At 68.6% G+C, this 25,939-nt stretch carries 23 protein-coding genes; 21 read left to right on the plus strand and 2 right to left on the minus strand.

Annotation, left to right across the window (positions count from 1 at the left end):
- The first annotated feature begins 17 nt into the window (after window positions 1–17).
- The 3 genes from J2S73_RS09330 to J2S73_RS09340 are packed head-to-tail and all read left to right on the plus strand — an operon-like array spanning window position 18 to window position 3,536.
- Complete coding sequence (locus J2S73_RS09330; protein WP_306885247.1) at window positions 18–1,049, plus strand: ABC transporter permease; 1,032 nt, start codon at window positions 18–20, stop codon at window positions 1,047–1,049.
- Complete coding sequence (locus tag J2S73_RS09335) at window positions 1,046–1,906, plus strand: ABC transporter permease (protein ID WP_370874412.1); 861 nt, start codon at window positions 1,046–1,048, stop codon at window positions 1,904–1,906. The genes J2S73_RS09330 and J2S73_RS09335 overlap by 4 nt, the downstream gene beginning before the upstream one ends.
- The gene (locus J2S73_RS09340; protein ID WP_306885248.1) at window positions 1,899–3,536 is read left to right on the plus strand and encodes an ATP-binding cassette domain-containing protein; all 1,638 of its coding nucleotides are present in this window, start codon (window positions 1,899–1,901) and stop codon (window positions 3,534–3,536) included. The genes J2S73_RS09335 and J2S73_RS09340 overlap by 8 nt, the downstream gene beginning before the upstream one ends.
- Here J2S73_RS09340 and J2S73_RS09345 read toward each other — a convergent pair whose 3' ends face one another.
- Window positions 3,537–4,445: a LysR family transcriptional regulator gene (locus J2S73_RS09345; RefSeq protein ID WP_306885249.1), complete on the minus strand. Its 909-nt coding sequence runs from the start codon at window positions 4,443–4,445 to the stop codon at window positions 3,537–3,539. It lies immediately after the preceding gene.
- A gap of 261 nt (window positions 4,446–4,706) precedes the next feature.
- On the opposite strand from J2S73_RS09345, the gene J2S73_RS09350 reads away from it, so the two are divergent.
- The 17 genes from J2S73_RS09350 (at window position 4,707) to J2S73_RS09430 (ending at window position 23,308) form a co-directional block, all read left to right on the plus strand.
- On the plus strand, window positions 4,707–5,492 hold the full coding sequence (locus tag J2S73_RS09350; RefSeq protein ID WP_306885250.1) for a 5-oxoprolinase subunit PxpA: 786 nt from the start codon (window positions 4,707–4,709) through the stop codon (window positions 5,490–5,492).
- A gap of 32 nt (window positions 5,493–5,524) precedes the next feature.
- A complete protein-coding gene (locus J2S73_RS09355; RefSeq protein WP_306885251.1) occupies window positions 5,525–5,761 on the plus strand; it encodes an acetyl-CoA carboxylase in 237 nt (78 codons plus the stop codon).
- 3 nt (window positions 5,762–5,764) lie between these two features.
- Window positions 5,765–7,129, plus strand: coding sequence for an acetyl-CoA carboxylase biotin carboxylase subunit (locus tag J2S73_RS09360; RefSeq protein ID WP_306885252.1), 1,365 nt, complete (start codon window positions 5,765–5,767; stop codon window positions 7,127–7,129).
- Window positions 7,130–7,153: 24 nt separating this feature from the next.
- Window positions 7,154–8,029: a 5-oxoprolinase subunit B family protein gene (locus J2S73_RS09365; protein WP_306885253.1), complete on the plus strand. Its 876-nt coding sequence runs from the start codon at window positions 7,154–7,156 to the stop codon at window positions 8,027–8,029.
- A complete protein-coding gene (locus J2S73_RS09370) occupies window positions 8,019–8,990 on the plus strand; it encodes a 5-oxoprolinase subunit C family protein (protein ID WP_306885254.1) in 972 nt (323 codons plus the stop codon). Before J2S73_RS09365 ends, J2S73_RS09370 begins: the two co-directional genes overlap by 11 nt.
- Before the next feature lie 35 nt (window positions 8,991–9,025).
- Window positions 9,026–10,096, plus strand: a complete 1,071-nt coding sequence (gene torT / locus J2S73_RS09375) for a TMAO reductase system periplasmic protein TorT (RefSeq protein ID WP_370874413.1) — start codon at window positions 9,026–9,028, stop codon at window positions 10,094–10,096.
- A gap of 78 nt (window positions 10,097–10,174) precedes the next feature.
- Entirely contained in the window at window positions 10,175–11,686 is a 1,512-nt protein-coding gene (locus tag J2S73_RS09380; protein WP_306885255.1) for a sugar ABC transporter ATP-binding protein, read from the plus strand.
- Entirely contained in the window at window positions 11,683–12,714 is a 1,032-nt protein-coding gene (locus J2S73_RS09385; protein WP_306885256.1) for an ABC transporter permease, read from the plus strand. Before J2S73_RS09380 ends, J2S73_RS09385 begins: the two co-directional genes overlap by 4 nt.
- Complete coding sequence (locus J2S73_RS09390) at window positions 12,711–13,577, plus strand: FAD binding domain-containing protein (RefSeq protein ID WP_306885258.1); 867 nt, start codon at window positions 12,711–12,713, stop codon at window positions 13,575–13,577. The genes J2S73_RS09385 and J2S73_RS09390 overlap by 4 nt, the downstream gene beginning before the upstream one ends.
- A gap of 16 nt (window positions 13,578–13,593) precedes the next feature.
- Window positions 13,594–14,082, plus strand: a complete 489-nt coding sequence (locus J2S73_RS09395; protein WP_306885259.1) for a (2Fe-2S)-binding protein — start codon at window positions 13,594–13,596, stop codon at window positions 14,080–14,082.
- A complete protein-coding gene (locus J2S73_RS09400; protein ID WP_306885260.1) occupies window positions 14,079–16,445 on the plus strand; it encodes a xanthine dehydrogenase family protein molybdopterin-binding subunit in 2,367 nt (788 codons plus the stop codon). Before J2S73_RS09395 ends, J2S73_RS09400 begins: the two co-directional genes overlap by 4 nt.
- Window positions 16,446–16,587: 142 nt before the next feature.
- A complete protein-coding gene (locus J2S73_RS09405; protein WP_306885261.1) occupies window positions 16,588–17,595 on the plus strand; it encodes a zinc-dependent alcohol dehydrogenase family protein in 1,008 nt (335 codons plus the stop codon).
- A gap of 306 nt (window positions 17,596–17,901) precedes the next feature.
- A complete protein-coding gene (locus J2S73_RS09410; protein WP_306885262.1) occupies window positions 17,902–19,449 on the plus strand; it encodes an ABC transporter substrate-binding protein in 1,548 nt (515 codons plus the stop codon).
- 263 nt (window positions 19,450–19,712) lie between these two features.
- Window positions 19,713–20,720: an ABC transporter permease gene (locus J2S73_RS09415; protein ID WP_306885263.1), complete on the plus strand. Its 1,008-nt coding sequence runs from the start codon at window positions 19,713–19,715 to the stop codon at window positions 20,718–20,720.
- The gene (locus J2S73_RS09420) at window positions 20,713–21,597 is read left to right on the plus strand and encodes an ABC transporter permease (protein WP_370874414.1); all 885 of its coding nucleotides are present in this window, start codon (window positions 20,713–20,715) and stop codon (window positions 21,595–21,597) included. The genes J2S73_RS09415 and J2S73_RS09420 overlap by 8 nt, the downstream gene beginning before the upstream one ends.
- Complete coding sequence (locus J2S73_RS09425; RefSeq protein ID WP_306885264.1) at window positions 21,594–22,472, plus strand: ABC transporter ATP-binding protein; 879 nt, start codon at window positions 21,594–21,596, stop codon at window positions 22,470–22,472. Before J2S73_RS09420 ends, J2S73_RS09425 begins: the two co-directional genes overlap by 4 nt.
- Window positions 22,469–23,308 carry an ATP-binding cassette domain-containing protein gene (locus J2S73_RS09430; protein WP_306885265.1) on the plus strand — a complete coding sequence of 280 codons (840 nt, stop codon included), beginning with the start codon at window positions 22,469–22,471 and terminating at the stop codon, window positions 23,306–23,308. The genes J2S73_RS09425 and J2S73_RS09430 overlap by 4 nt, the downstream gene beginning before the upstream one ends.
- Window positions 23,309–23,435: 127 nt before the next feature.
- On the opposite strand, the gene J2S73_RS09435 is transcribed toward J2S73_RS09430, so the two are convergent.
- Window positions 23,436–25,004, minus strand: coding sequence for a phytoene desaturase family protein (locus J2S73_RS09435; protein WP_306885266.1), 1,569 nt, complete (start codon window positions 25,002–25,004; stop codon window positions 23,436–23,438).
- Between the two features lie 142 nt (window positions 25,005–25,146).
- Here J2S73_RS09435 and J2S73_RS09440 point away from each other — a divergent pair, with 142 nt between their 5' ends.
- Window positions 25,147–25,935: a cyclase family protein gene (locus J2S73_RS09440; RefSeq protein ID WP_306885267.1), complete on the plus strand. Its 789-nt coding sequence runs from the start codon at window positions 25,147–25,149 to the stop codon at window positions 25,933–25,935.
- The last annotated feature ends 4 nt before the right edge of the window (window positions 25,936–25,939 follow it).

Below are 25,939 nucleotides of genomic sequence, written 5' to 3' on the forward strand. Positions count from 1 at the left end.
ACCGGGCAGGATGAGCGATGCCGGGGATGAGGTCTTTTCTCGCTGCCGTCGGAAGGCGGCTCGCCTCGGCGCTGCCGGCGGTCGCCGGCGTCGTGGTGGTGACGTTCGTGCTGATGCGGGTGCTGCCGGGCGATCCGGCGAGCCTGCTTGCCTCGTCGCCCACGGCCGGTGAGGCGGAGGTTGCCGAGATCCGCGGCCGTCTCGGGCTGGACAAGTCCATTCCGACCCAGTTCCTGATCTATCTGGAGGGGCTGGCGCGCGGCGATCTCGGCCGCTCCGTCATGACCGGGCAGCCGGTGGCCGCCGACCTGGCGCAGCGCCTGCCGGCCTCGCTGGAACTGGTGGTTACGGCCTTCGCGCTCGCCCTCGTGACGGCCTTGCCGCTGGGGGTCATGGCCGCGCTGCGCCCCGGATCGGTGCTGGATCACGCCGTGCGGCTGGTCGCGACCCTCGGCGTGGCAGTGCCCACCTTCGTGACCGGGCTGCTGCTGGTCTACGTGTTCTATTACCTGCTGGGCTGGGCGCCGGATCCGACCGGCCGGCTCGACATCTTCCTGACGCCGCCGGAGCCGGTGACGGGCCTGCTTCTCGTCGATGCCACGCTCGCCGGCAACGGCGCGGCGGTTCGCTCGGCGGCCGGACACCTGGTGCTGCCCGCCGTGACGTTGGCGTTGTTCGTGATGGCGCCGCTCCTGCGCATCACCCGAACGTCGATGCTGGGCGTGATGGGGAGCGACTTTATCCGCGCCGCGCGCGCCGCCGGGCTGAGCCGCTGGCGGGTGGTGGCGGTCTACGGGCTCGGTAACGCGCTCCTGCCGGTGCTGACGGCCTCGGGGCTCGTGGTGTCCATGATGCTGGGCGCCAGCGTTCTGGTGGAAACGGTGTTCGCCTGGCCAGGGATCGCGTCTTATTCGGTCGACGCGATGATGGCGGGCGACTTCGCCGCCGTGCAGGGCTTTGTCCTGCTGATGGCCGGCATCTACGTGGTCGTGAACCTCGCCATCGATCTTCTCTATGGCGTGCTCGATCCCCGGGTGCGGCTGGCATGAGCGCACCCGACAGCGCCGATCGATCGATGGCAGCGGCGCGGGGCCGTCCGGGTCCGGGCATGGCGGCGGCCGGAACCTTCGTCGGGCTTCTGGTAGTGGTGGCGCTCTTCGCACCGCTGCTGGCGCCTTATGATCCGCTCACCTCCGACGCCGCCGCCATCCTGCAGCCGCCGAGTGCCGCCCACTGGTTCGGGACCGACGGGATCGGTAGGGACGTTTTTTCACGTGTGCTGGTGGCGACGCGGCTGGATCTCGCGATCGCGGTCGCGGCCGTGGCCGCCTCGGCCGTGCTGGGAACGGCGCTCGGCGCCTTCAGCGGCTATGTCGGCGGATGGCTGGACACGGTCGTCGGACGCTGCGCCGACGTGATCCTGGCGTTCCCGCTGTTCGTCCTGGCGCTGGCGCTGGCGGCCGCACTCGGCGGCGGAGCGGTGAGCATCGTCATCGCCACGGCGGTGATCAACCTGCCGTTCTATATCCGGCTCGCCCGCGCGGAGGTGAATGCCCGGCGCGGGCTCGCCTGGGTGGAGGCGGCGCGGATGACCGGCCGGGGACCGGCCGGCGTGGTTCTGGCCTGTCTCATGCCGGCGGTCCTGCCGGTCATTCTGGTTCAGGTCTCCATCAATCTGGCGTGGGCGATCCTGAACGCCGCCGGGCTTTCCTTTCTCGGGCTCGGGGTTCAGCCGCCGACCCCGGAATGGGGCACGATGATCGCCGAGGGTGGCCGGTACCTCCTGAGCGGCCACTGGTGGCTGGTGGTCTTTCCGGGCCTTGCGCTCGCGGCCGCCTCGATAGCGTTCATGGTGCTGGCGGACGGACTGCGCGATCGCCTCGATCCCCGGGGCGGCCATGGCTGAGCCGGTTCTGGAGGTCGCCGAGCTGCAGGTGAGCTATGGCCACCGGGCCGGCCCGATCCCGGCTCTGGAGGGTGCCTCGGTCACGGTCGGGGCCGGCGAAGCGGTGGCGATCGTCGGCGAGAGCGGATCGGGCAAGAGCACGCTCGCGGCTGCCGTCATGCGCCTGCTCGCCCCGAACGGCCGGATCGACGCAGGCACGATCCGGCTGGCGGGAGAGGACGTGACGACCGCACCGGAGCGGCGGATGCGGGCGCTGCGCGGCGGAACCGTTGGCATGGTCTTCCAGAGCCCACGCGCAGCCCTCAATCCGGTTCGCCGGATCGGCCGGCAGATCGCCGATGCCGTGCGCGCCCACCGGGACGTGGGCCGGCGGGAGGCGGCGGATGAGGCGCTGTCGCTGCTGGAGGCCGTGCGCATCGACGATCCCGGGCGAGTGGCCCGGTCGTTCGCCCACGAACTGTCCGGAGGCATGTGCCAGCGGGCGATGATCGCGATCGCGATGGCCGGCGATCCGGCGCTTCTGATCGCCGACGAGCCGACCACCGCCCTCGACACGCTGACCGGGGCGTCGGTCATGGATCTGCTGGGCGATCTGGTAAAGGCGCGCGGGATGGCGCTGGTGCTGATCACCCACGACATCGCGCTGGCCAGCACCCGGGCCGACCGGATCGCGGTGATGGAGGCGGGCCGTGTGGTGGAGGAGGGGCCGGTGGACGCTGTGCTCGCCCGCCCGGCGAGCGCGGCGGCCCGGCGGCTGATCGCCGCGACGCCGACAATGAATGCCCCGAGCATCGGGGCGGGTGCACGGGCGCAGCTGCCGGTCCAACCGGTCGAGGAGGGCGCGGAGCCGCTGCTGGAGGTGGCCGATCTGGTCAAGCGCTACGGGGAGACCCTTGCCGTCGACCGGGTGTCGTTCCGGCTGGCGCGCGGCGAGAGCCTCGGGCTGGTCGGGGAGTCCGGGGCCGGCAAGAGCACGATCGCGCGCCTCGTGGCGCGGTTCGCCGATGCCGATGCGGGCGCCATCCGCTTCGAGGGAACCGATATCGCTGCCGTTTCCCATCGCCGTTTTCACGCCGCACCCGAGCGGCGCCGGATCCAGCTCGTGTTCCAGGACCCGGGCGAGAGCCTGGACCCGCGCCGGACGGCGTTCGAAACCCTCGCCGACCCGCTCGCCCGGATGGACCGCCTGCGCGGGTCGGACCTTGATGGGCGGATCGCGGAGCTGGCCGGCCAGGTCCGGCTGGACCGGGCGCTGCTCGACCGGCGGCCGCACGAACTCTCCCAGGGGCAGATGGCGCGGGTCGGCATCGCCCGGGCACTTGCGCTTCGCCCGAAACTCCTGGTCCTCGACGAGCCCACCGCCTCGCTGGACGTGTCGGTCCAGGCGGAGATCCTCGCCCTCCTGGACGGGCTCAGGCGCGATCTCGGCCTGTCGATGCTGTTCGTCAGCCACGATCTGGCGGTTGTGCGCAGGATATGCGACCGCGCGCTGGTTCTGCGCCGGGGGCGGATCGTCGAGGAGGGGCCGTGCGGGCGCCTGTTCGACGCGCCCGAGACCGACTACACCCGCGCGCTCGTGGACGCCCTGCCGAGGCTGGAGCGGCAGCCCGCGGACGCCAGGCGACGCTGATCAGCGGGTGTTCATGGAGTGCGGCACCTGGCACTCCGAGCGGAAATATTCCCGCAGGAGACGCATGGCGGGGGTGAGCTCGCTGCCCTTGCGCCAGGCCAGACCCACGTCCATGGCCGGGATCGGCTGGCTCGGGATGATCGTCTCGATCCGCTTTCCCTCCAGCGACCAGGGCCGGTAGACCATGTCGGAAAGAATGGCGATGCCCTGTCCGTTGGCGACGATGGAGCGGACCGCCTCGATCGACGAGGTGCGCAGCCGGATCTGCGGCTGGTGCTCGGTCTGGTTCCAGTAGCGCAGTGCCGTGTGGGCCGCCTCGTCGACCGTGAGCATGATGTAGGCTTCTTCCGCGATTTCCTTGAAGCTGACGTTTTCCATTTGAAGAAAACGATGGCCCGAGGGGACCCAGATGCGGCGCTGGGAGCTGATCAGGGTTTCGGTGGTCAGTTCCGGATTGGCCACGTTGGAGGTCAGAAGCACCGCCATGTCGAACCGGTTGGTGATCAGCCCGTCCTCGATCATCTCCCGGGTCAGTTCGTAGAGGCGGATGGTGAGATTGGGGTAGCGCCGCTCCAGCTGCTCCAGATGCTGGGGCAGGAAGTAGCCGATCACGGTGTAGGTGGCCGCGACCGAGATCGTGCCGCTGATTTCCTCGTTTTCGCTTGTGGAATGAAGGGCTTCGTCGACGGTGGCGAGCAGCCGGTAGGCCTTTTCCAGGAAGCGGCGGCCGGCCGGGGTGAGGTCCATGCCGTGGGCGGTGCGGGCGAACAGCCGGACCCCGAGTTCGGCTTCCAGATCCTTGATCGCCGTCGTGATGGTCGACTGGGAGATCGAAAGCTCCATTGCAGCGCGGGAGACCTGACCCAGCTCCGCGGTCGCCACGAAATATTTTACCTGCCGAAAATTCATGCACCGCCTGCCGCATCGCCGATCATGCGAAACTGCATGTTCGGAAAAACAGATAATGCACCTTGAGTTGAAGGGGCGCAATACCGGGAATTTTTCGCGTTCCGACCTGATCTGTGCGGCGCACCATTGTCGGCAAATGCGAAAATGCTGAACGCAGGTTTTCAATAAAACGAATTTGATCAGGAAATGGCCTCTGGGGAACCATTGGGCATCCACACGACGGAGGTCCGGTCACATACCGGAAAGCAGGGAGGCTCTAGCGTGGTTCGAAGCGTCGTCGACCTGAATTGCGACCTCGGGGAATCGTTCGGCCAATGGACGATCAGCGAGGCTCCCGACGACGAGCTGATGGATCTCATCACGTCCGCCAACATCGCCACCGGCTTCCATGCCGGCGATCCGACGATCATGAACGCCGTGGTCCAGGGCGCCGTCGCCCGCGGGATCGGCATCGGCGCCCATCCGGCCTACCGGGACCTGCAGGGCTTCGGCCGGCGCCGGATCGAGGCGAAGCCGGAAGAACTGGTCAACGACGTTCTCTATCAGCTCGGCGCGCTCCGGGAATTCACCCGCCGCCACGGCGGCAACGTGCAGCACGTGAAGCCCCACGGCGCGCTCTACATGGAAGCCGCCCGCAACACGGAGCTGTCCGGGCTGATCGTCGAGGCGCTGACCCGGTCGAGCCCCGGCACCGCGATCTTCTGCATGGGCACCTCGGAGACCTACCGGGTCGCGGGTGCTGCCGGGGTGCCGGCGGTGCGCGAGTTCTATGCCGACCGCGACTATGACGACAGCGGCTCGATCGTCTTCACCCGGCGCATGCGGGCGCTGGATCCCAAAGAGGTCGCCGACCGCTGTGTGCGCGCCTGCCAGACCGGCAAGGTGAAGACCCAATCCGGCGCCGACATCGACATCGAGTTCGAGTCGATCTGCTTCCATTCCGATACTCCCGGCGCACTAGCGATCGGCCGGGCGATCCGGGATGCGCTGACCGGCAACGGCATCAAGCTCATGCCCGCCGCCGAGGTGATGGCCGCGGCGGCCTGATCCGGGCTCAACCCCTTTCCGGAGGACACGACATGGCAGAAATCCGCTCCCCCATCCCGGGAACCTTCTACCGGCGCCCGTCGCCGGACGCGGCTCCCTACAAGGAAGTGGGCGACAGCGTCGCGGTGGACGACGTCATCGGCCTCGTGGAGGTGATGAAGTCGTTCATCGAGGTCAAGGCGGACGCCGCCGGCACCCTCAAGGCCTTCAAGGTCGAGAACGAGGAGCCGATCATGGCCGGCGCGGTCATCGCCGAGCTGGACGACTGAGCGATGGCCATTCGGCGCCTCTTCGTAGCCAATCGCGGCGAGATCGCGGTGCGGGTCGTTCGCGCCGCGCAGGCTCTCGGGATCGAGACCGTCCAGGCCTATTCGGAGGCCGACGCGGACATGCTCGCCGTCCGGCTCGCCGATAAGGCGGTCTGCGTCGGCCCGCCCCAGGCCGCCAAGTCCTATCTGAACGGCGCTGCGCTGATTGCGGCGGCCAAGGACGCGGGATGCGATGCGGTCCATCCGGGCTACGGGTTCCTGTCGGAAAACGCGGCTTTCGCCAACGCGGTGGAGGAAGCCGGCCTGATCTTCGTCGGACCTTCGGGCAAGACGATTGCGCGGATGGGCGACAAGGCCGCGGCGCGCGAAGCGGCCAAGGAAGCCGGCGTGCCGGTGGTGCCGGGCTCCGACGGGCTCGTCGCCGACGAGGAGGCTGCGGTCGAGGCGGCGCGGACGGTCGGCTATCCGGTGATGGTGAAGGCGGCCGCCGGCGGTGGCGGGCGCGGGATCCGGATTGCGGCCGACGAGGACGAACTGCGCCGGATTGCGCCCCAGGCCCGCGCCGAGGCCCAGGCGGCCTTCGGCGACGGCAGCCTCTATCTGGAGCGGGTGGTGAGCCAGCCGCGCCACATCGAGGTGCAGATCCTCGGCGACGGGCGCGATGCGATCCACTGCTTCGAGCGCGAATGCTCGCTGCAGCGCCGCCGCCAGAAGGTCTGGGAGGAGGCGCCCGCCGCCTGCCTGGACCCGGCGATGCGCGAGAAGATCTGTACGTCCGCCGCCGATCTCGCCCGCAGCGTCGCCTATCGCGGCGCCGGCACGGTGGAGTTCCTGTTCGACGAGGCCGCCGGCGAGTTCTTCTTCATCGAGATGAACACCCGCATCCAGGTCGAGCATCCGGTGACGGAGATGGTCACCGGGATCGATCTGGTCGCGGAGATGCTGAAGATCGCGGGCGGCGAAAAGCTGTCGTTCTCGCAGGACGACGTGACGCTCTCCGGCCATGCCATCGAGGTGCGCATCAACGCCGAAGACCCGGCGATGCAGTTCATGCCGTCGCCGGGCGTGGTGGAGAAGCTGGTGCTGCCGACCTCGGACGCGGTGCGTTTCGACACCATGCTCTACGAGGGCTACGCGATCCCGCCCTTCTACGACTCGCTTCTGGGCAAGCTGATCGTGCATGCGCCGACCCGCGACGCGGCGATCGACGCCATGGCGGCGGCGCTGGAGACGCTCACCATCGTCGGCCCGAAGACCACGATCGCGCTGCACAAGGCGCTCGCCCGGGACGACAGCGTCCGGGCCGGCGCCTTTCACACCCAGTTCCTGGAGCCCTGGCTTGAGGCCGCGCCGCTGGCCGCCGAGTGACCGAGACCCGACGTGGAGGAGGCTATGAAGACACGGTATTCGTTTGGGGGTGACGAGCACGTCTTCGTCGAAATGGACGAAGAGATGTCGCTCGAAGCCTTCTTCAAGGCGCTGTCGATGTCCAACGCGGTGCGCGACGCCGCCATCGACGGGGTCACCGAAATCTGCCCGGCCAACGCCAGCTTCCAGGTCAAGTTCGACCCGGACCGGATCAAGCCGGACGACATGATGGCCGAGATCAAGGCGCTGGAATCCCACGCGGAGAAGGCGGAGAAGCGGCTGAAGACCCGCATCGTGGAGTTCCCGGTCTACTATCAGGACCCGTGGACCCACGAGACGCTGATGCGGTTCCGCGACCGGCATCAGGACCCGAACGGCTCCGACCTCGACTACGCCGCGCGCATCAACGGCTTCGACACGGTCGCCGACTTCATCACGGCGCATCACTCGGCTCCGTGGTTCGTCTCGATGGTCGGGTTCGTGTCCGGCCTGCCGTTCCTCTACCAGCTGGTGGAGCGCAAGAAGCAGCTCGAAGTGCCGAAATATGTGCGTCCGCGCACCGACACGCCGAAGCAGACGGTCGGCTACGGCGGCTGCTTCTCCTGCATCTATTCCGTGCGCGGCGCCGGCGGCTACCAGATGTTCGGCATCACCCCGGTGACGATCTTCGATCCGAAGCAGGAGACCAGCTACCTCAAGGACTTCATGGTCTTCTTCAAGCCCGGCGACATCGTGAAGTTCTCGCCGATCGACCGGGACGAGTACGATTCCATCCTCGCCGAGGTCGAAGCCAATCGGTTCACCCCGAAGATCAAGGAGGTCGAATTCGACCTCGAAGCGTTCGAAGCCGATCACGACGGCACCAACGCCAAGCTGATGGGGGCGCTCAATGTCGGTTAAAGTCGTCAACCCCGGACTGTTCACCACCATTCAGGACCTGGGCCGGCCGGGCTATTTCCATCTCGGCATCCCGATCTCGGGCGGCATGGACCGGCTGGCGGTGCGCGCCGCCAACCTGCTCGTCGGCAACGACGAGGGCGCGGCCGTCCTGGAAAGCGCCTTCATGGGCCCGACGCTGGAGTTCGAATCCGACGCGACGGTTGCCGTCACCGGCGCCGACATTCCGCCCAAGGTGGACGGCGAGGAACAGCCGACCTGGACGGCGTTCAAGGTGAAGGCCGGGCAGGTGGTCTCGTTCGACTATCTGCGCGCCGGCGCCCGCGCCTACATCGCGATCTCCGGAGGCATCGCGGTGCCGTCCTATCTGGGCAGCCGCTCGACCTACCTGATCGGTGCGCTCGGCGGGGTCGACGGCCGCGCCGTCGGCATCGGCGACATGCTGCCGCTCGGCGATGGCAAGCCGGGCCGGGAAGGGCGTTCGGTTCCCGAGAAGCTCCGGCGCCTGCCGGGCAATCCGGCCGAGCTTCGGGTCCTGCCGGGCCTCTACTGGCGTCTTCTGACGGAAGAGGCCGGCCGCAACTTCTTCGAGGACGAGTGGAAGGTGGCGCCGGAAGCCGACCGCATGGGCGTGCGCTTCCGCGGTGGCCGCGAGATGAGCTTCGTGGAGCGCGAACAGCCGTTCGGCGCCGGCTCCGATCCCTCCAATATCGTCGACGGCTGCTACAGCTACGGCTCGGTTCAGGTGCCTGGCGGCAAGGAGCCGATCGTGCTCCACCGCGATGCCGTCTCGGGCGGTGGCTACTTCACCCTCGGCGCCGTGATTTCCGCGGACATGGATCTGATCGGCCAGCTCCAGCCGCACACGCCGACCCGCTTCGTCCCGGTCACCATGGACGAGGCTTTGACGGCCCGTGCCGATCGCACGCGCCTCTACCAGGAGCTCAAGAAAGAGCTCGCATAACCCAAAAAATCGATAAGCCGACCGGAGAGAAAACCATGACCATGAGACAGATGACCGCTGCCCTCGTGCTCGGCGCTGCCTTCGCGACCCCCGCGATGGCGGCCGACACCTGGTACCCCTACGAGGCCGAGGAGGTCACCCCGGCCTTCTCGACCGACGGCGAGACCAAGGCCGTCACCTACGAGCCGCTGGAAAAGGCCGAACAGGCCTGGAACCTGTGTGTCTCGTTCCCGCACATGAAGGACGCCTACTGGCTCGGCGTCGACTACGGCGTTGTGGAAGAGGCCAAGCGTCTCGGCGTGAAGGCCAACATCGTCGAGGCCGGCGGCTATACCGAGCTCACCAACCAGATCAACCAGATCGAGGACTGCGTTGCCGGCGGTGCCGACGCCGTCATCATCGGCGCGATCTCCTATGACGGCCTGAACAACCTGGTCGGCGAGTTGAAGGAGAAGGACATTCCGGTGATCGACGTGATCAACGGCATGTCGTCGCCGGATCTTTCGGCCAAGTCGCTGGTGTCTTTCTACACGATGGGCAACGAGGCCGGTAAGTACCTGGCCGCGCAGCATCCCGAAGGCGGCGAGAGCGCCGAGGTCGGGTGGTTCCCCGGACCGGCCGGCGCCGGCTGGGTGGAAGCCGCGCACCAAGGGTTCATGGACGCGGTGGAAGGCTCCGCGCTCACCGTGCTGGAGCCGCGCTACGGCGACACCGGGAAGGAAGCCCAGCAGCGGCTGGTGGAAGACGTGCTGCAGGCCAATCCCGACGTGAAGTACATCGCCGGCACGGCCGTGACCGCCGAAGCGGCCCAGGGCCTTCTGCGCGAGCGCGGCCTGATGGGCGACGTGGACATCGTCTCCTTCTACATGACCCCGGGCGTCTACCAGGGCATCGAGCGCGGCTTCATCGCCGCCGCCCCGGCCGACTCCATGGTCATTCAGGGCCGTATCGCCGTCGACCAGGCGGTCCGCATCCTGGAAGGCAAGGATTACGTGAAGCACGTCGGTCCGAAGATCTTCGTCGTCGACGAGGAGAACATCGGCGAGATCGCGCGCGAGAACATCCTCCCGCCGCAGGGCTTCAGCCCGGTCTTCTCGGTCGAATAAGCGACCTACGGCGGCCGGGGCCCAAGAGGGTCCCGGCCGCTGCGCGTTCACCCTTCCGTCCGCGGGGACCGAGCGACCATGACCGAGGCTTCCTCCGAGTTGCTGATCGAGGCCAGGGGCCTGACCAAGCGCTATCCCGGCGTCGTCGCGCTCGACAACGTGGACTTCGATCTGAGGGCCGGCGAAGTCCACGTGCTGTTCGGAGAGAACGGTGCGGGCAAGTCGACCCTGATCTCGATGATTGCAGGCGCCTCCGCGCCGTCCGACGGCGTGCTGACGGTCCGCGGCGAACCGGTGGAGTTCCGCTCCGTGGGCGATGCCCGGGAGAAGGGCATCTCCGCCGTCTTCCAGGAATTCTCGCTGGTGCCGACCATGTCGGTTGCCGAAAACATCTTCCTCGGCGACGAGCCCGGACACGGGCCGTTCAAGGATCTGGGCGCCATGCGCCGGCGCGCCCGGGAGCTGTTCGCCGAGCTGGAATTCGATATCGACCCCCGCGAGACGGTGGCGCGGCTGTCGCGCGCCCAGCAGCAGATGGTCGAGATCGCCAAGGCGTTCCACAGCGACGTCTCGATCCTGATCCTCGACGAGCCAACGGCGTCGCTGACGAACCACGAGGTCGACCACCTGTTCAAGGTGATCGCCAAGATGAAGGACCGCGGCGTCGGCATCATCTACATCTCCCACCGGGTGCAGGAATTCGCCCGCATCGCCGAGCGGGTGACCGTGCTGCGCGACGGCGCGAAGATCGGCACCGTCGATATCGGCGAGACGACAGAGGCGCGGCTGGTCGAGATGATGACCGGGCGCTCCATCGCCGAGATCTATCCGAAGATCGCCCGCAACCCGGGGCCGGTGGTGCTGAAGGTCGAGGACCTGCGCGCGCCGGGCGTGGAAGGCGTCAGCCTCGAGGTCCGTCCCGGCGAGGTGCTCGGCGTGGCCGGGCTGGTCGGGTCCGGCAAGTCGCGCTGCTTCCGGGCGCTGATGGGGCTGGAGAAGATCGAAGCCGGCCGGGTGACGCTCGACGGCGCCGACGTGACCGGCCACTCGACCCGGCAGATGATGGGGGCCGGGGTCTACTATCTGACCGCCGACCGCAAGGCCGAGGGTCTGCAGATGACCTTTTCGGTCCGCGAGAACCTGAGCCAGGGCGTCCTGCCCGGCGTGCGGGGCAGGCTCGGCTGGCTCCCCTGGCGCACGATCGGCAAGCGCGTCGAGGCGATCGCCGACCAGGTGGCGCTGCCGGAGACCTACCGGCCCCGCAAGGCGGCGCAGCTTTCCGGCGGTAACCAGCAGAAGACCCTGTTCGGCCGCGGCCTCGGCCAGGACTACGAGATCTACATCCTCGACGAGCCGACCGTCGGCGTCGACATGGGTGCGCGCTCGGAAATCTACCGGCTGATGCGCGACCTGACCGAGGCCGGAAAGGCCGTCATCGCGATTTCCTCCGATCTGCCGGAGGTCATGAATCTGGCCCACCGGCTCGTGGTCTTCTCCAAGGGGCGCATTGCCGCCGAACTCAGCGGAGAGGAGATCACCGAAGCCAACGTTCTGGGGCATTTCTTCGACGAACAAGGACAAGCCGCATGAGTGGATCCGCGACCGCAGGCCGTCAGGGCGACAGCCTGCCAGGTATCGTCCGGGTGTTCAGAAGCATCTTTCTGCGCCTCGGCGTGCTGCCGTTCTTCCTGGTGATCGCGATCGTGACGTTCTCGCTGCTCTCCGACAGGTTCCTGGCGGTGAACAACTTCATGAACGTCTTTCGCCAGTCGGTCTATCTGCTGCTGGTCTCCATGGGGCAGATGCTGGTGCTGATCACCGGCGGTTTCGACCTCTCCGTGGGCGCGGTGATCGCGCTGACTTCGGTGACCTCGGCGCTGGTCATGGTCGCGCTGATCGGGATGTTCCCCGACGCGGTCTGGCTGGTGATCTTCGCAGGCTGTCTGGCGGGCCTTCTGGCGGCGGCGGTCGTCGGCTTCGTCAACGGCGCGGGCGTTGCCTATTTCGGCGTCTCTCCCTTCATCATGACGCTCGGCGTCAGCTCCGTGGTCGCGGGCATCTCCCTGTTCCTGACCGGCGGCGTGCCGGTGTCGGGCATGCCTTTCGATTTCGGCAACGTGTTCGGCTTCGGCCGCGTCTGGGGGATCCCGGTTCCGGTCCTGATCGCGCTGGTGGCGATCGCGGCGATGTGGGTGCTGATGGACCGCACCCGGGTCGGTGCGCACATCTACGCCGTCGGCGGCAACGAGAAGGCGGCCAAGCTGTCGGCGATCGACACCAAGAAGACGCTGATCGTGGCCTACGGGCTGTGCGCGCTGATCGCGTCGCTGACGGGGCTCCTGCTGACGGCGCGGGTGGAAAGCGGCGAGGCAAATCTCGGCGGCACGATCGCGCTGGAATCGATCGCCGCCTGCGTGATCGCCGGCGTGTCGCTGCGCGGCGGCATCGGCCGGGTGGAGAATGTGGTGCTCGGCGCGATCTTCATCACCCTCGCCCAGAACGGCATGAACCTGGCGCAGGTGTCGTCCTACATGCAGATGGTGCTCCTCGGCGGGGTGCTGATCCTGGCCGTGGTGTTCGACCAGGTCCGCTACCGCATGATCATGGGGCGGGCATGAGCGCGCCGGCGCCGGACGGGGCGCCGCGCCTGCTGCTGCCCACCAGCCTGCCGGAGGCCGTCGCCCTTTTGGCGGAGACGCCGGAGGCGCGGCCGATGGCGGGCGCCACCTGGCTGATGCGGGCGCCGCTGAGGGGGGAGACCCATCCCCGGACCTATGTGGCGCTCGGACGGATCGCCGACCTGAAGACCATCGAAATCGGCGACGCCGAAATCCGGATCGGCGCCGGCGCGACCCATGCCGAGCTTGCGGCAGCGCTTGCGCCGCTGCCCGAATGCCGGGGCCTCGCCGACGCGGCCGGCCGGTCCGCGAACCGGGCGGTACGGGCCGTCGCCACGGTCGGCGGCAACATCGCGTCGGCGGGTTTCGCCGCGGCCGATCTGGTCCCCGCGCTTCTGGCCGCGGACGCCGAAATCGAGCTCGAAGGTCCGGACGGTGCGCGGCGGATCGGCTTCGAGGCCTTTCTGACAGACCGGGCGGCCCTCGCGCCGTCCACGCTGATTGCCCGGGTGGTGGTGCCGCGCGGGACCTGGCGATCGGCCCATGCGCGGCTGCCGCTCAGGGTTGCCGGCGACTATCCGGTCGCGATCGTCGACCTTCTCGCCGCGACCGACGCGGGAGGCCTGATCAGCCGGGCCGCGGTGGCAGTGGGATCGGTGGAGCCGGTCGCCCGGCGGTGGACGTCGCTGGAGGCGGCGCTGGTCGGCACGCCGCTCGATGCCGATGCGGCGGCGGAGATGGCGAAGGCGGCCGCCGGCGATTTCGAAGGCCGGGACGGGGCGGACGCGCCGGGACGCTACCGGGTCCAGGTGCTGCCCGCGCTCGTGCAGCGGGCCGTCGCGGCACTCGCCGCCCAGTCCTGAACCACGGAGGGATCCGATGAGCCTGCGTGTCGTCGTCAATCACGAAGAACGCACCGTGGCGTCCGCGCCGCTCACGCCGCTGTCCACGGTGCTGCGCGAGGAGTTCGCGCTGACCGGCACCAAGGAGGTGTGCGGGGAGGGGTTCTGCGGCGCCTGCACGGTCCTGGTGGACGGCGCGCCGGCGGTGTCGTGTCTGGTTCCGGTCGGGCTTGTGGAGGGGCGGCGCGTCGAGACGGTGGAATCCCTTGCGGTCGGCGAGGACCTCTCCGCGCTGCAGGCGGCGATGATCGAGACCGACGCCGTCCAGTGCGGCATGTGCTTTCCCGGCATCCTGATGACGCTGACCGGCTTCTTCAGCGAGCGGCCCGATGCGGACGAGGAGGAGATCCGCTCCGCGCTTGCAGGCAACATCTGCCGCTGCACCGGCTACGAGGCGATCGTGGAGGCGGCGCTGTCGATCCGCGGGGCAGGGGCGGCAGCGTCCGCGGTGGAGGCGGCATCATGAACAAGCCCGTGATCGGATCGGACCTGCCGCGCCGCGACGCCCGCGACAAGCTGAGGGGCCGCACCCGCTACACCATCGATCGCGGTGGCCTGGGCATGCTGCACGCCGCCGTCCGCCGGTCCGACGTCGCCTCGGCCCGGATCGTACGGGTGGACGTGGAGCCTGCCCGGCGGATGCCCGGGGTGCGCGCGATCGTGACGGCGGACGACGCGCCTGGACGCTACGGGCTCACGGTCGCCGACCACCCGCTGTTCGCCGTGGACCGCATCCGCTTCCATGGCGAGCCGATCGCCGCGGTGGCTGCGGAGACCCTTGCGCAGGCCCGCGCGGCGGCGGACGCCATCGTGGTGGAACTGGAGACGCTGCCGGCCGCAATCACCATGGAGCAGGCGCTCGCGCCGGACGCGCCGGAGATCCATCCGGACTGGCGCGACTACGAGGTGCTGTTTCCCGGCGGCAGGCGCTCCGGCAACGTGGCCTGGGAGGCGACCGTCGAGCGCGGCGACACCGATGCGGCGTTCGCCCGCGGCGATGTCACGATCGTGGAGAGCTGCTTCCGGTCCGGGCGACAGAACCAGACGCCGCTGGAGCCGCGCGCCTGCGTGGCGAGCTACGAGGACGGCCGCTTCTTCATCGAGACGTCGACCCAGGTGCCCTGGGCCGTGCGCGACACGACCGCCCGGCTTCTGGGGGTTCGGCCCTCGGACGTGCGGGTGACGGTCCCGGCGGTCGGCGGCGGCTTCGGGCTCAAGTTCGAGTTCGCGGTGGAGCCGTTCGCGGCGCTGCTGGCGCGGGCGTCGGGGCGGCCGGTACGTCTCGCCAACACGCGCCGGGAGGAGATGCAGACCGCGCTCTGCCGGGAAAACGCCGACATCCGCATCCGCTCCGCCGTGACACGGGACGGTGAGATCGTCGGGCGGGAGGCGGTGGTGCTGATGGATTGCGGCGCCTATGGCGGCGAACAGCCCTTCCTCACGACGATGACGGCCCACACGCTGGGCGGCAACTACAGGCTCGGCTCGGTGCGCCTGCTGAGCCGTGCCGTCTACACCAACACCGCCCCCACCGGCGCGTTCCGGGCCTGTAACGGCACCTACAACACGTTCGCGCTGGAGCGGCATACCGACGAGATCTGCGCGGCGATCGGCATGGATCCGATCGCCTTCCGGCGCCGCAACGTGATCGGCGACAAGGCGCTCGGCTCCACCGGCCAGGTGTTCGAGGGCGACGTGCTCGGCCCGATGCTGGACCGGATGGAGGAGATGACGGCGTCCCGCCCGAGCCAGCAGGCGCGGGCCGACGGGCGGCTCTACGGCCGGGCGACGGTGGTGGGCACCTGGTTCATCTTCGTCGGACCCTCGGCGGCGACCGTCAATCTCAACCCGGACGGCGGCGTGACGCTGGTGACGTCCGGCGTGGAGATCGGCTCCGGCTCGATGATGCAGTCGCTGCCGCAGATCGTGGCCGACTCCCTCGGCCTGACGCCCCAGGACGTGACGATCCGCGCCGCCGATACGGACGCGGCGGGCTACGATGTCGGTGTGGGCGGCGGTCGCCAGACCGTCTCGCTCGGCGTGGCGAGCACCAACGCCTGCATCGAGGTAAAGAAGAAGATCCTCCGGGTCGCCTCGGAGATGCTGGAAGCCGATCCGGCCGACCTGGTGCTGGAGGACGGTCACGTCTCCATCGTCGGCGTTCCCGAGCAGCGCGTCTCGGTACCGGCGGTCGCCGCGCGCGCCCAGGTGACCACGGGGCCGATCTCCGGCTCGGGCGCCTTCACGGCACCGGGGACGGCCGCAATGCCGGGCTGCGCGGCCGGTCACATGCTGGAGGCGCTGGACCTGCCGGTGTTCGCCGTCCACGACTGCGAGGTGGCCGTCGATCCGGCGACCGGACACGTGGAGGTCTTGAGCTACACCGTGGTCCAGGACGTCGGCCGGGCGATCAATCCGCGGGCCATCCGGGGCCAGATCCAGGGCGGGGTGGTGCAGGGGCTCGGCTACGCCCTTCACGAGGACGTCTCGATCGACGCCGAGGGCCGCATCCGCCAGGAGGGCTTCGAGACCTATCGCGTTCCCCTGGCCCAGGACGTGCTGGCGATCGACTGCCACCTCCACGAGGGCGCGCCGTCGATCGGCCCGCTCGGCGCCAAGGGGGCCGGCGAGGTGCCGATCCTGAACGTTGCCGCCGCGGTCGCCTGCGCGGTGTCGAATGCGACGGGCAAGTCGGTGGACACCATTCCGCTGACACCGCCGCGGGTTCTGGATCTCCTGACCGGCTATGACGGGCCGCAGGAGCATCATCACATCGCGAAGCAGTGGACGGACAACTGCCTCCCCGACGACGCCGTGTGCGTCGCGTAGGTCAGACCGGGCCCACCGCGGGCGGTCCGAAGGCCGCACCCGCGTCCTTGCGTGGGGGGACCCGGCCGGTTGAGAATGCCGGCCCGCCCGCGGCATTCGCCTGCGGGGACGGAGACCAATCAACGCGCAATAGGAGACTGCATTGAAGGCCATCACGCTTCAGGCGCCGGGCGGGCTCGACCGGCTAGTCGTTACCGAGATGGCGGACCCGGGCGATCCCGGTCCCGGCGAGATCCGGGTGCGCATCCATGCAAGCTCGCTGAACTTCCACGATCTCGGCGTGGTCAGCGGCCGCATGCCGACCGAGGACGGCCGGATCCCCATGTCCGACGGAGCGGGCGTGGTGGAGGCCGTGGGCGAGGGCGTCTCCGAATTCTCCGTCGGCGATCACGTGGTCTCGACCTTTTTTCCGCACTGGCTGGACGGGCCGGCCCGGATCGCCGACTTCACCACCACGCCCGGGGACGGGGTGGACGGCTACGCGCGGGAACTCGTGGTGCGCCCGGCAACATGGTTCACGAAGGCGCCGGACGGATACAGCCACGCGGAAGCCGCGACGCTGACCACGGCCGGCGTGACCGCCTGGCGGGCGCTGGTGGTCGACGGCGGGCTGAAGGCCGGCGACACGGTTCTGGTGCTGGGGACCGGGGGCGTCTCGATCTTCGCGCTTCAGATCGCCAAGGCCATGGGCGCGTCGGTCTTCGCGACCTCGTCGTCGGACGAGAAGCTGGAACGGCTGGCGGAGATGGGAGCCGACTACGGCATCAACTACCGCTCCCACGAGGACTGGGGCGAGCGGATCTGGGACTGGACCGGCGGGCGCGGGGTCGATCACGTGGTGGAGGTCGGCGGTCCGGCCACCCTCGGCCAGTCGATCGCAGCCGGCCGGATCGGAGCGCATCTCGCGCTGATCGGCGTGCTGACCGGCCGGGCCGGCGAAATCCCGACGGCCCGGCTGATGGCCAAGCAGCAGCGCCTGCAGGGCCTGATCGTCGGCAGCCGCACCCATCAGCTCGACTTCGTGCGGGCGCTGGAGGCGACCGACGTGCGGCCTGTCCTGGACCGGAGCTTCGCCCTCGACGACATCGCCGAGGCGTTCCGTCACGAGATCTCGGGGGCGCACTTCGGGAAGATCTGCCTGGAGTTCTGAACCGCCGGCGAATCGGTTTCAGGCGAGATCTATGAGTCTGGGTATGTTTCAGGGGGCGGCGGTGGTTCCGCCGGCCTCTATGCCTGAAGCCGATGATCGATTTTTCGGCAGCTGACCAAGATTTGGCTGTCGGCGCGGAAGCCCGGCGCAACGCGGCGGTGCAGCGGCCAGATACACTCATCTGCAGGAGTAGGCTAAACTGGAACAGGTCGGAAAAACGCCGCTTGTCCTCTTGCAGCCGGCCCCCGGGGGACGGATAATCCATCCAAATTCAAGAAATCCAAAACCATCCAGACGAGGCTGACAATGACCGGACCTTCGCTTTCCCGTCGCACCATGCTCCAGCTCTCCGGCGCGGGAGCCGCCACGCTCCTGATCCCGGGCGGGGTCGGACGCGTTCTGGCCCAGGACGGGTCGACCGTCACCATCGCCTACAACGTGAACCTGCCGTCCTTCGACCCGACCGTCGGCGCCTCCGCGGTGAACCCGACCATCCAGTCGATCTATCAGGCGGTGTTCGATCCCTATATCCGTCAGGCGCCGGACCTGGAGTTCGAGCCCGGCATCCTGACCGACTGGGGCTGGAACGAGGACAAGACCAAGATCCACATGACCGTGCGCGACGACGCGGTCTGGCACAACGGCGACAAGGTGACCCCCGAGGACGTGGTCTGGTCGCTCGAGCGCGCCGGCAACGAGAACACCGGAAACCCGATCCAGTTCGTCTGGTCGACGATCGGCAACTTCCAGATCGACGGCAACACCGTCACCGCCGACGTCAAGCAGTACCAGCCGGACCTGTTCAAGTGGATGGCGTTCCTGACCGGCTACGTGCTGCCGAAGAAATACTATGAGGAGGTCGGACCGGAGGGCTTCGAGGCGAAGCCGATCGGCTCGGGGCCTTACATGGTCGACACGTTCGAGCGCAACGCGTTCCTCCGGCTGAAGGCGAACCCGGACTACTGGGGCGGCAAGCCGGCCTTCGAGACGGTGATCTTCAAGTTCGTGCCGGACGCGACCAGCCGCGTCGCGGAGATCGAGTCGGGTGCGGCCGACGTGACGCTCGAGATTCCCTACGAGGAGTTCGACCGGCTGAAGGACAAGCCGGGCATCGTCGGCGAGACGATCCCGATCTCCGACATCGCGATGATCTTCATCAACGATATCGGGGTGATGAAGGACGAGAACGTCCGCCGCGCGGCCGCCATGTCGATCAACAAGAAGGCGATCGTCGACCGGCTCCTGCGTGGCTACGGCGTGCCCATCGACACGCTGCAGACGCCCGAGTACGACGCTTACGATCCCTCCATCACCGTGCCCTACGACCCGGACATGGCCAAGGAGCTCCTGGCCAAGAGCGGTTACTCGCCCGACAACCCGGTGAAATTCACCATCCAGACGACCCGCGGCTTCAAGCCGAAGGACTACGAGATGGTCCAGGCGATCGTCGGCATGTGGCGCCAGGTCGGCATCGAGGCGACCATCGAGGTCTACGAGATCGCCAAGCACTTCGAGCTGCGCGCGCGCGACGAGCTGGCCGAGGCCGCCTTCTACAACTGGGGCAATGCCATCGGCGACCCGTCGACCTCCACGGGCCACGCCATGTTCGGCCCCTCGCCGCATTCCGTCTGGGACGGCCAGGAGGTGTTCGACGCGATCGCGCCGCTCTGGGCCGAGAAGGACGAGGCCAAGCGCATCGAGGGCTGGAAGAAGGTCGACAAGCTCATCGCCGAGACCGGCGCGGTGATCCCGCTTCTGCAGTACGTGCAGCCCATCGTGCACGTGGACAGCGTGGCCGTCGTGCCCCAGGCGAACGGCATGCTTCTGCCTCAGAAGATGACGCCGGAAGGCTGATCGGGACGGCCGGTCCGGCGCCTGCTCCGTTCCCGGGGCGGGCGCCGCCGGCTTTCATCTGACGTGAAACGATAGGCGGGGGCGCGCGGGGCCGGATCGTCCGGCCCGTTGGGGCATGTCCCGTTCAAACAGCGGGTTTGAACGGAGGAGTCCTGCTCAAGCCATTGAAGCGGACGTCATTTCCCTCCGTTCGGATGATCCCGTCCGAGCGGAAAGGGCTCCCGTCGTGCGCCGCCGTGGACCTGTTTGGAGTTATCTGACGCATGGGCCGGACTGCCCTCTTACGTCGCCTGATCCTGGTGCCGCCGACCCTTCTCGGCGTCGCCGTCGTCGTGTTCGTGCTGCTTCGCGTGGTGCCGGGCGACCCCATCGCCATGATGATCCCGCCGGGGGCCGGCGAGGACGACATCGCACGGCTCCGCGCCCTCTACGGCCTCGACCAGTCGATCCCGGCCCAGTTCGTGGCCTGGCTCGGCAATCTCGTCGTCGGCGATTTCGGCACCTCCATCAGCCTGCGCCAGAGCGTGACCACCCTGATCCTCGGACGCCTGCCGGCGACCCTGGAACTGGTCGCGGTGGCGACCCTGATTGCGGTCGTCATCGGCGGCGTCCTCGCCCTGATCGGCGCGTTCTACCGCCGCCGCGCGGGCGAATGGGCGGTCGACGGGGTGATCGGCGTGGTGGTCGCCGTGCCGGACTTCCTGTGGGGGCTGATCCTGATCCTGATCTTCGGCGTGCTCTATCCGGTGCTGCCGATTTCGGGCCGCATCGATCCGCGCCTGCAGACCGATTTCATGACCCAGTTCTATGTGATCGAGGCGCTGCTGACGGGCCAGTTCACCGTGCTGCGCGGACTTCTGTCGCACATTCTGATGCCGGCGATCGCGCTGGCGCTGCCGCTGTCGGCGATCATCGCGCGGGTGCTGAAGGCGTCGCTCGGGGTCGCGGAAGGCGCGGAATACGCCCAGATGGCGCGGGCCCGCGGCTTCTCCCGGCGCACGGTGCTTCTGTCTGAGGCGCTGCCGAATGCGGCGATCCCGACGGTTACCCTGACCGGCGTGCAGTTCACCTTCCTGGTGGGCGGCACCGTGCTGATCGAGCGGATCTTCTCCTATGAGGGGATCGGCAACATGGCCGTGGACGCGGTCATCAACCGCGATCTGCCGCTGATCCAGGGCATCGTGCTGACTTTTGCCGTGCTGTTCATCGCCATCAATCTGGCGATCGACCTTCTCGTCACGTTCCTGAACCCGAGGCTCCGCCGTGGCTAATCCGGCTCCCGCCGCATCCCCCGCGCCGGCCGCGCCGCGCCGCGGGGCGCACCCGATCGACGCGCGCCTGATCGCAGGCCTGATCGTCGTCGGCGCGCTCGTCGTCGTCGCGGTCTTCGCGCCGCTTCTGGCCCCCCACGATCCGCTGGCACAGGACCTGCTCTATTCCATGCTGCCGCCCTCGTGGCAGTCCGGCGGCGAGCCGGGATACCTGCTGGGGACCGACAATCTCGGCCGCGATATCCTGTCCCGGCTGATCTACGCCACGCGCGTCGCGCTGACCGTCGCCTTCGTGGCCGCCACGCTCGCCGCGCTGATCGGATCGGCGCTGGGGCTCGCGGCCGGCTATTTCGGCGGCGTGGTCGATCAGGCGGTGTCGCGCCTGGTCGAGGTCTGGATGGCGTTTCCGCCGGTGCTGCTGGCCATTGTGCTCGCCGCCGTTCTGGGGGCGGGGCTCTCCTCGGTGATCGTCGCCATCGTGGTGGTGGACTGGACCCGCTTCGCCCGGGTGGTGCGGTCGGAGACGATGGTGGAGCGCGAGATGGAATATGTCGCCTCTGCGCGGACGCTGGGGCTCTCCGGGCCGTTCATCCTGGCCAAGGAGGTGCTGCTGAACGTGCTGCCGCTGATCATCACGCTGCTGTCGGTGGAGATGGGCATCGCCATCGTGGTCGAGGCGATCCTCTCCTTTGTCGGCCTGTCGGTCTCGACCGACTTCCCGACCTGGGGCGGGATGATCTCGGAGGGCCGCCAGGTGGTCTACCAGACGCCGTGGCTGCTCGGCCTGCCGATCGCCTGCATCATCGTGTCGGTGCTCGGCTTCAACCTCACGGGCGACGGCCTGCGCCACGCCCTCGATCCGGTGCAGCGGCGATGAGCACTCCGATCCTGACCGTCGACGACCTGATCGTCACCATCTCCAGCCAGCCGGTGCTGCGCGGCGTCTCGCTCAAGGTGATGCCGGGCGAGGTGCACGGGCTGGTCGGCGAATCCGGCGCCGGCAAGTCGACCATCGGCAAGGCCGTGCTCGGCCTCCTGCCGCGGACCGCAGCGATCCCGCACGGGTTCGTCATGTTCGACGGGGTCGACCTGCCGGGCATGGCGGAGCAGCGGCGGCGCCAGCTCCTGGCGAAGGAGATCGCGCTGATCCCCCAGGATCCGATGACCGCGCTCAACCCGGTCAAGCGGATCGGGGTGCAGATGACCTGGCCGCTGACCAGCCATCTCGGCATGAGCCGCAAGGACGCCCGGGAGCGTGCCCTGTCGCTCCTGAACGAGGTCGCGATCCGGGACGCCGAGAGCGTTCTGGAGCGCTATCCCCACGAGCTCTCCGGCGGCATGCGCCAGCGCGTGCTGATCGCGATGGCGTTCTCGACGACGCCGCGGCTGATCATCGCCGACGAGCCGACCACGGCGCTCGACGTGACGGTTCAGCGGCAGATCCTGTCGCTGATCCGCGACCTGCAGACCCGGCACGACGCGTCGGTCCTGTTCGTCACCCACGATCTGGGCGTGGTGGCCAAGGTCTGCGACCGGGTGACCGTGCTGCATGCTGGGCGGGTGCTGGAGCAGGGCGACTGCCGGCAGGTGATCGAGGCGCCGCAGCATCCCTACACCCAGGCGCTGTTGGGCGCGACGCCACGCTTCGACCGGCCGGGGGACACGCTGGCGCCGGTGCCGGCGGAACTCGCCGACCGGCTGTGGAGCGAGGCGGCCGCATGGGACGCCGACCGCCGGGAGGCCGCACGATGACAGAACCGACCCTGGTGTCCGCCAAGGGGTTGACCATCTCGCTGCCCGACCGGGGCAAGTCGCGGGTGTTCGGGCCGCCGCCGACCATCACCGTGGTCAAGGGCGTCGATCTGGAGATCCGGCGCGGCGCGGCGGTCGGACTGGTGGGCGAATCCGGCTCCGGCAAGACGACGCTGGGCCGGGCGCTGATCCGGTTGCTGCCGGTCGCTTCGGGGTCGCTGACCTTCGACGGCACCGACATCGCGCAGGCGGAAGAGGGGACGCTGCGCCCGCTGCGGCCGCGCATGCAGATGATCTTCCAGGACCCGATGTCGTCGCTCAATCCGCGGCTGAAGCTCGGGACGATCCTGACCCGGCCGTTCGAGGCCTTCAACGTGCCGTTCCCGGAAGCGACCCGGCGCGACACGGCGGCGAAGCTGCTCGATCTGGTCGGCCTGCCGACGGACTTCGTCGACCGATTTCCGCACGAGCTGTCCGGCGGCCAGCGGCAGCGGGTGGGCATCGCGCGCGCCATCGCGCTGGAGCCGGACTTCATCGTCGCCGACGAGATCGTGTCCGGTCTCGACGTGTCGACCCAAGCGCAGATCCTGCTGCTCCTGCGCGAGCTGCAGGCACGCATGGGGCTGACCCTGGTGTTCATCAGCCACGACCTGTCGGTGGTGCGGGCGCTCTGCGACGAACTGGTGGTGCTGCTCCACGGCGAGGTGGTCGAGGCGGGCCGTTGCGCGGACGTGTTCGCGGCCCCGCAGGCGGACTATACCCGCGCGCTTCTGGAGGCCGTGCCGCTTCCCGAAGTCGATCGCGGCTGGCTGGACACCGGCGCCGTCCGCGCCTGACGCGACGCGGACGGAGCAGGCACGCGCAAGGCGCCACCGGACGCCGGAACGGGCTTCGTTCCGCCGCGGTCCGGCGTGTGCTTAAAAAATATCCATTTGCATGGATCTTCAGTTCGCGACGGCGGGCTCAGTGGCCCGCCAGCGTGCGCGCGAGGGTGAAGCCGGAGCCGGCTCCGGTGCCACCGCCCGGCCAGGTCGAGGCGCCGATCAGATAGAGGCCTTTGACCGGCGTCTTGTGGTTGGCGTAGCCGGCGACGGGGCGGAACAGGAAGTTCTGAGAGAGGTGGTGGCTGCCGCCCAGGCTGTCGCCGCCGACCAGGTTCGGATTGCGCCGCTCCAGATCGGCCGGGCTTTCCACATAGCGCGCCAGGATCTTGTCCCGGGTGCCCGGCGCGTAGCGTTCCAGGATGGAGATCACCCGGTCGGCATAGGGTTCGGCCGCGTCGGCCCAGTCGCGGGCTGCGATTTCGCCGGCGGCGTCGCCCTTGATCTCGCCCGGCACCATGCGGACCTGGATCCAGAGCGTGTGCTGACCATCGGGCGCACGGGAGGGGTCAACGTTGGTCTGCTGGCCAACCACGAGCACCGGCTCTTTCGGCAGAAGGCCGGATTTGGCCTCGGAATAGGCGCGGGAGATCATCTCCAGATCCGGCGCCAGGTGGACGTACAGGAACTCTTTCAGCTCCGGGTCCGCCGACCAGTCCGGCAGGTCTGACATGGCCAGATGGACCATCATCGCGCCCGGCGCGTGACGGAACTTGCGGGCGCCGTCGTCGTAGCGCTTCTCGCCTGTGGTGCCGCCGGTGAGGCGGACGAGCGCGCTCGGCGTGACGCCGGCGATCACCGCGCGCTTTGCCTGGACGGTCTCTCCGCCGGTCAGCGTGATGCCGGTCGCCTTTCCGCCGCTGCTTGTGATTCCGGTGACCTCGGCGCCGGTCCTCACGGTGCCGCCGAGCTCCTCGATCCGGGCGACCATGGCCTTGACGATCGTGTCGGCGCCGCCCTGGCCGATGACCATGCCGAAGCTCTGGTCGGCCATGGATTCCAGGTAGGGGAAGAGGGCGCCGCCGGCGACGTCGGGTGCGAAGTCGAGGTGCATGCCCCAGGTCGCGAGCGCGGCCCGGATCTCCGGCGATTCGAAGTTCTCCTCGACGAATTCACGCGGGGAGGAGGCCAGCAGTCGCGCGGTGTCGAGGAGCCAGCGGGTGCCCTTCTTGCGCCACGCCTTTAAGCCGAGCCCGGCCATGGCGCGCCAGCTCATCGGCGAGCCGAGCAGGCCGAACAGATAGGGCGCGTCCTCGCCGAACTGCGCGACCATCGCGCGCCAGCGTTCGCCGTCCGCCGGAGAGAGGCGGGACGCCCGGGCGACGGTGGTCTCCAGATCCTTCGACAGGCCGAACCAGCGACCGTCGGGCATCGGTGAGGCGAAGCAGTTTTCGGCCGGCACGAAGGCGAGCCCGTGCTTCTGCAGCGCCTCGCCGTGGGCCTGGAAGAAGGCGGAGCCGCCGAACATGCCGAGATTGGTGGCGTAGAGGTCGTGTCGGAAGCCGGGAAGCGTCACTTCCTCGGTCCGGACCGCGCCGCCCGCGGTGTCGTTCCGCTCGAAGACACCGACCGACCAGCCCTTGCTCGCCATGTGGACGGCGGCTGCCAGGGCATTGTGGCCGGCGCCGACGAAAACCGCATCGAATTCCATTGTGTCGCGCACTCCTGTCGCCCCGTTCGCCCAAAGAGCGGGCAGTCTAATCAGCTGGTGAATTTACTTGCAAATACATAAATCGAGGTTAGTCTGGTTCCAAGGAACGGTTCCCTGGGCGACCATATCTAAGGAGTTGAGAATGACCGCGTCGGATGCACTTCAGAGTGTAGCGAGCATGCTCTTGTCGGGACAGGTCGAGGTCGTGGACCTGGCCGTGCCGCTGGGGCCGGACACGCCGCTCATCAAGCTTCCCGATCAGTTCGAGCAGACGCCGAAGATCGAGGTCACCCAGATCTCCCACTATGACGACCGCGGCCCGATGTGGTCCTGGTACTGGTACAAGCTCGGCGAGCATTCCGGCACCCACTTCGACGCCCCGGTCCACTGGGTCACCGGCAAGGACTACGAGGACGGCTTCACCGACAGCCTGCCGGCGCAGAGCTTCGTGGCGCCGGTGAACGTCATCGACTGCTCCAAGGAGACGGCCTCCGATCCGGACTTCCTGCTGACGGTCGATGGCATCAAGGCTTGGGAAGCCGAGCACGGCGAGATCGAGGCCGGCACCTGGGTGGTGATGCGCACCGACTGGTGGCCGCGCAACCGCAGCCAGGACGACTTCCTGAACGCCGACGAGAACGGCCCGCACTCCCCCGGACCGACGGCCGAGGCGATCCAGTACCTGATCGACAAGGACATCTGCGGCTGGGGCACGGAATGTGTCGGCACCGACGCCGGCGCGGCCGGCGGGTTCGAGCCGCCGTTCCCGGCCCACAACCTGCTGCACAAGAACAAGAAGCTCGGCCTGGCCAGCCTCGCGCACCTGGACAAGCTTCCGCCGAAGGGCGCGATCCTGATCGCCGCCCCGCTGAAGTTCGTGAAGGGCACCGGCAGCCCGATCCGCGCCCTCGCGCTGGTCCCCAAGGGCTGAGCGG

It is taken from the genome of Amorphus orientalis, from assembly GCF_030814015.1.
Taxonomy (GTDB): domain Bacteria; phylum Pseudomonadota; class Alphaproteobacteria; order Rhizobiales; family Amorphaceae; genus Amorphus; species Amorphus orientalis.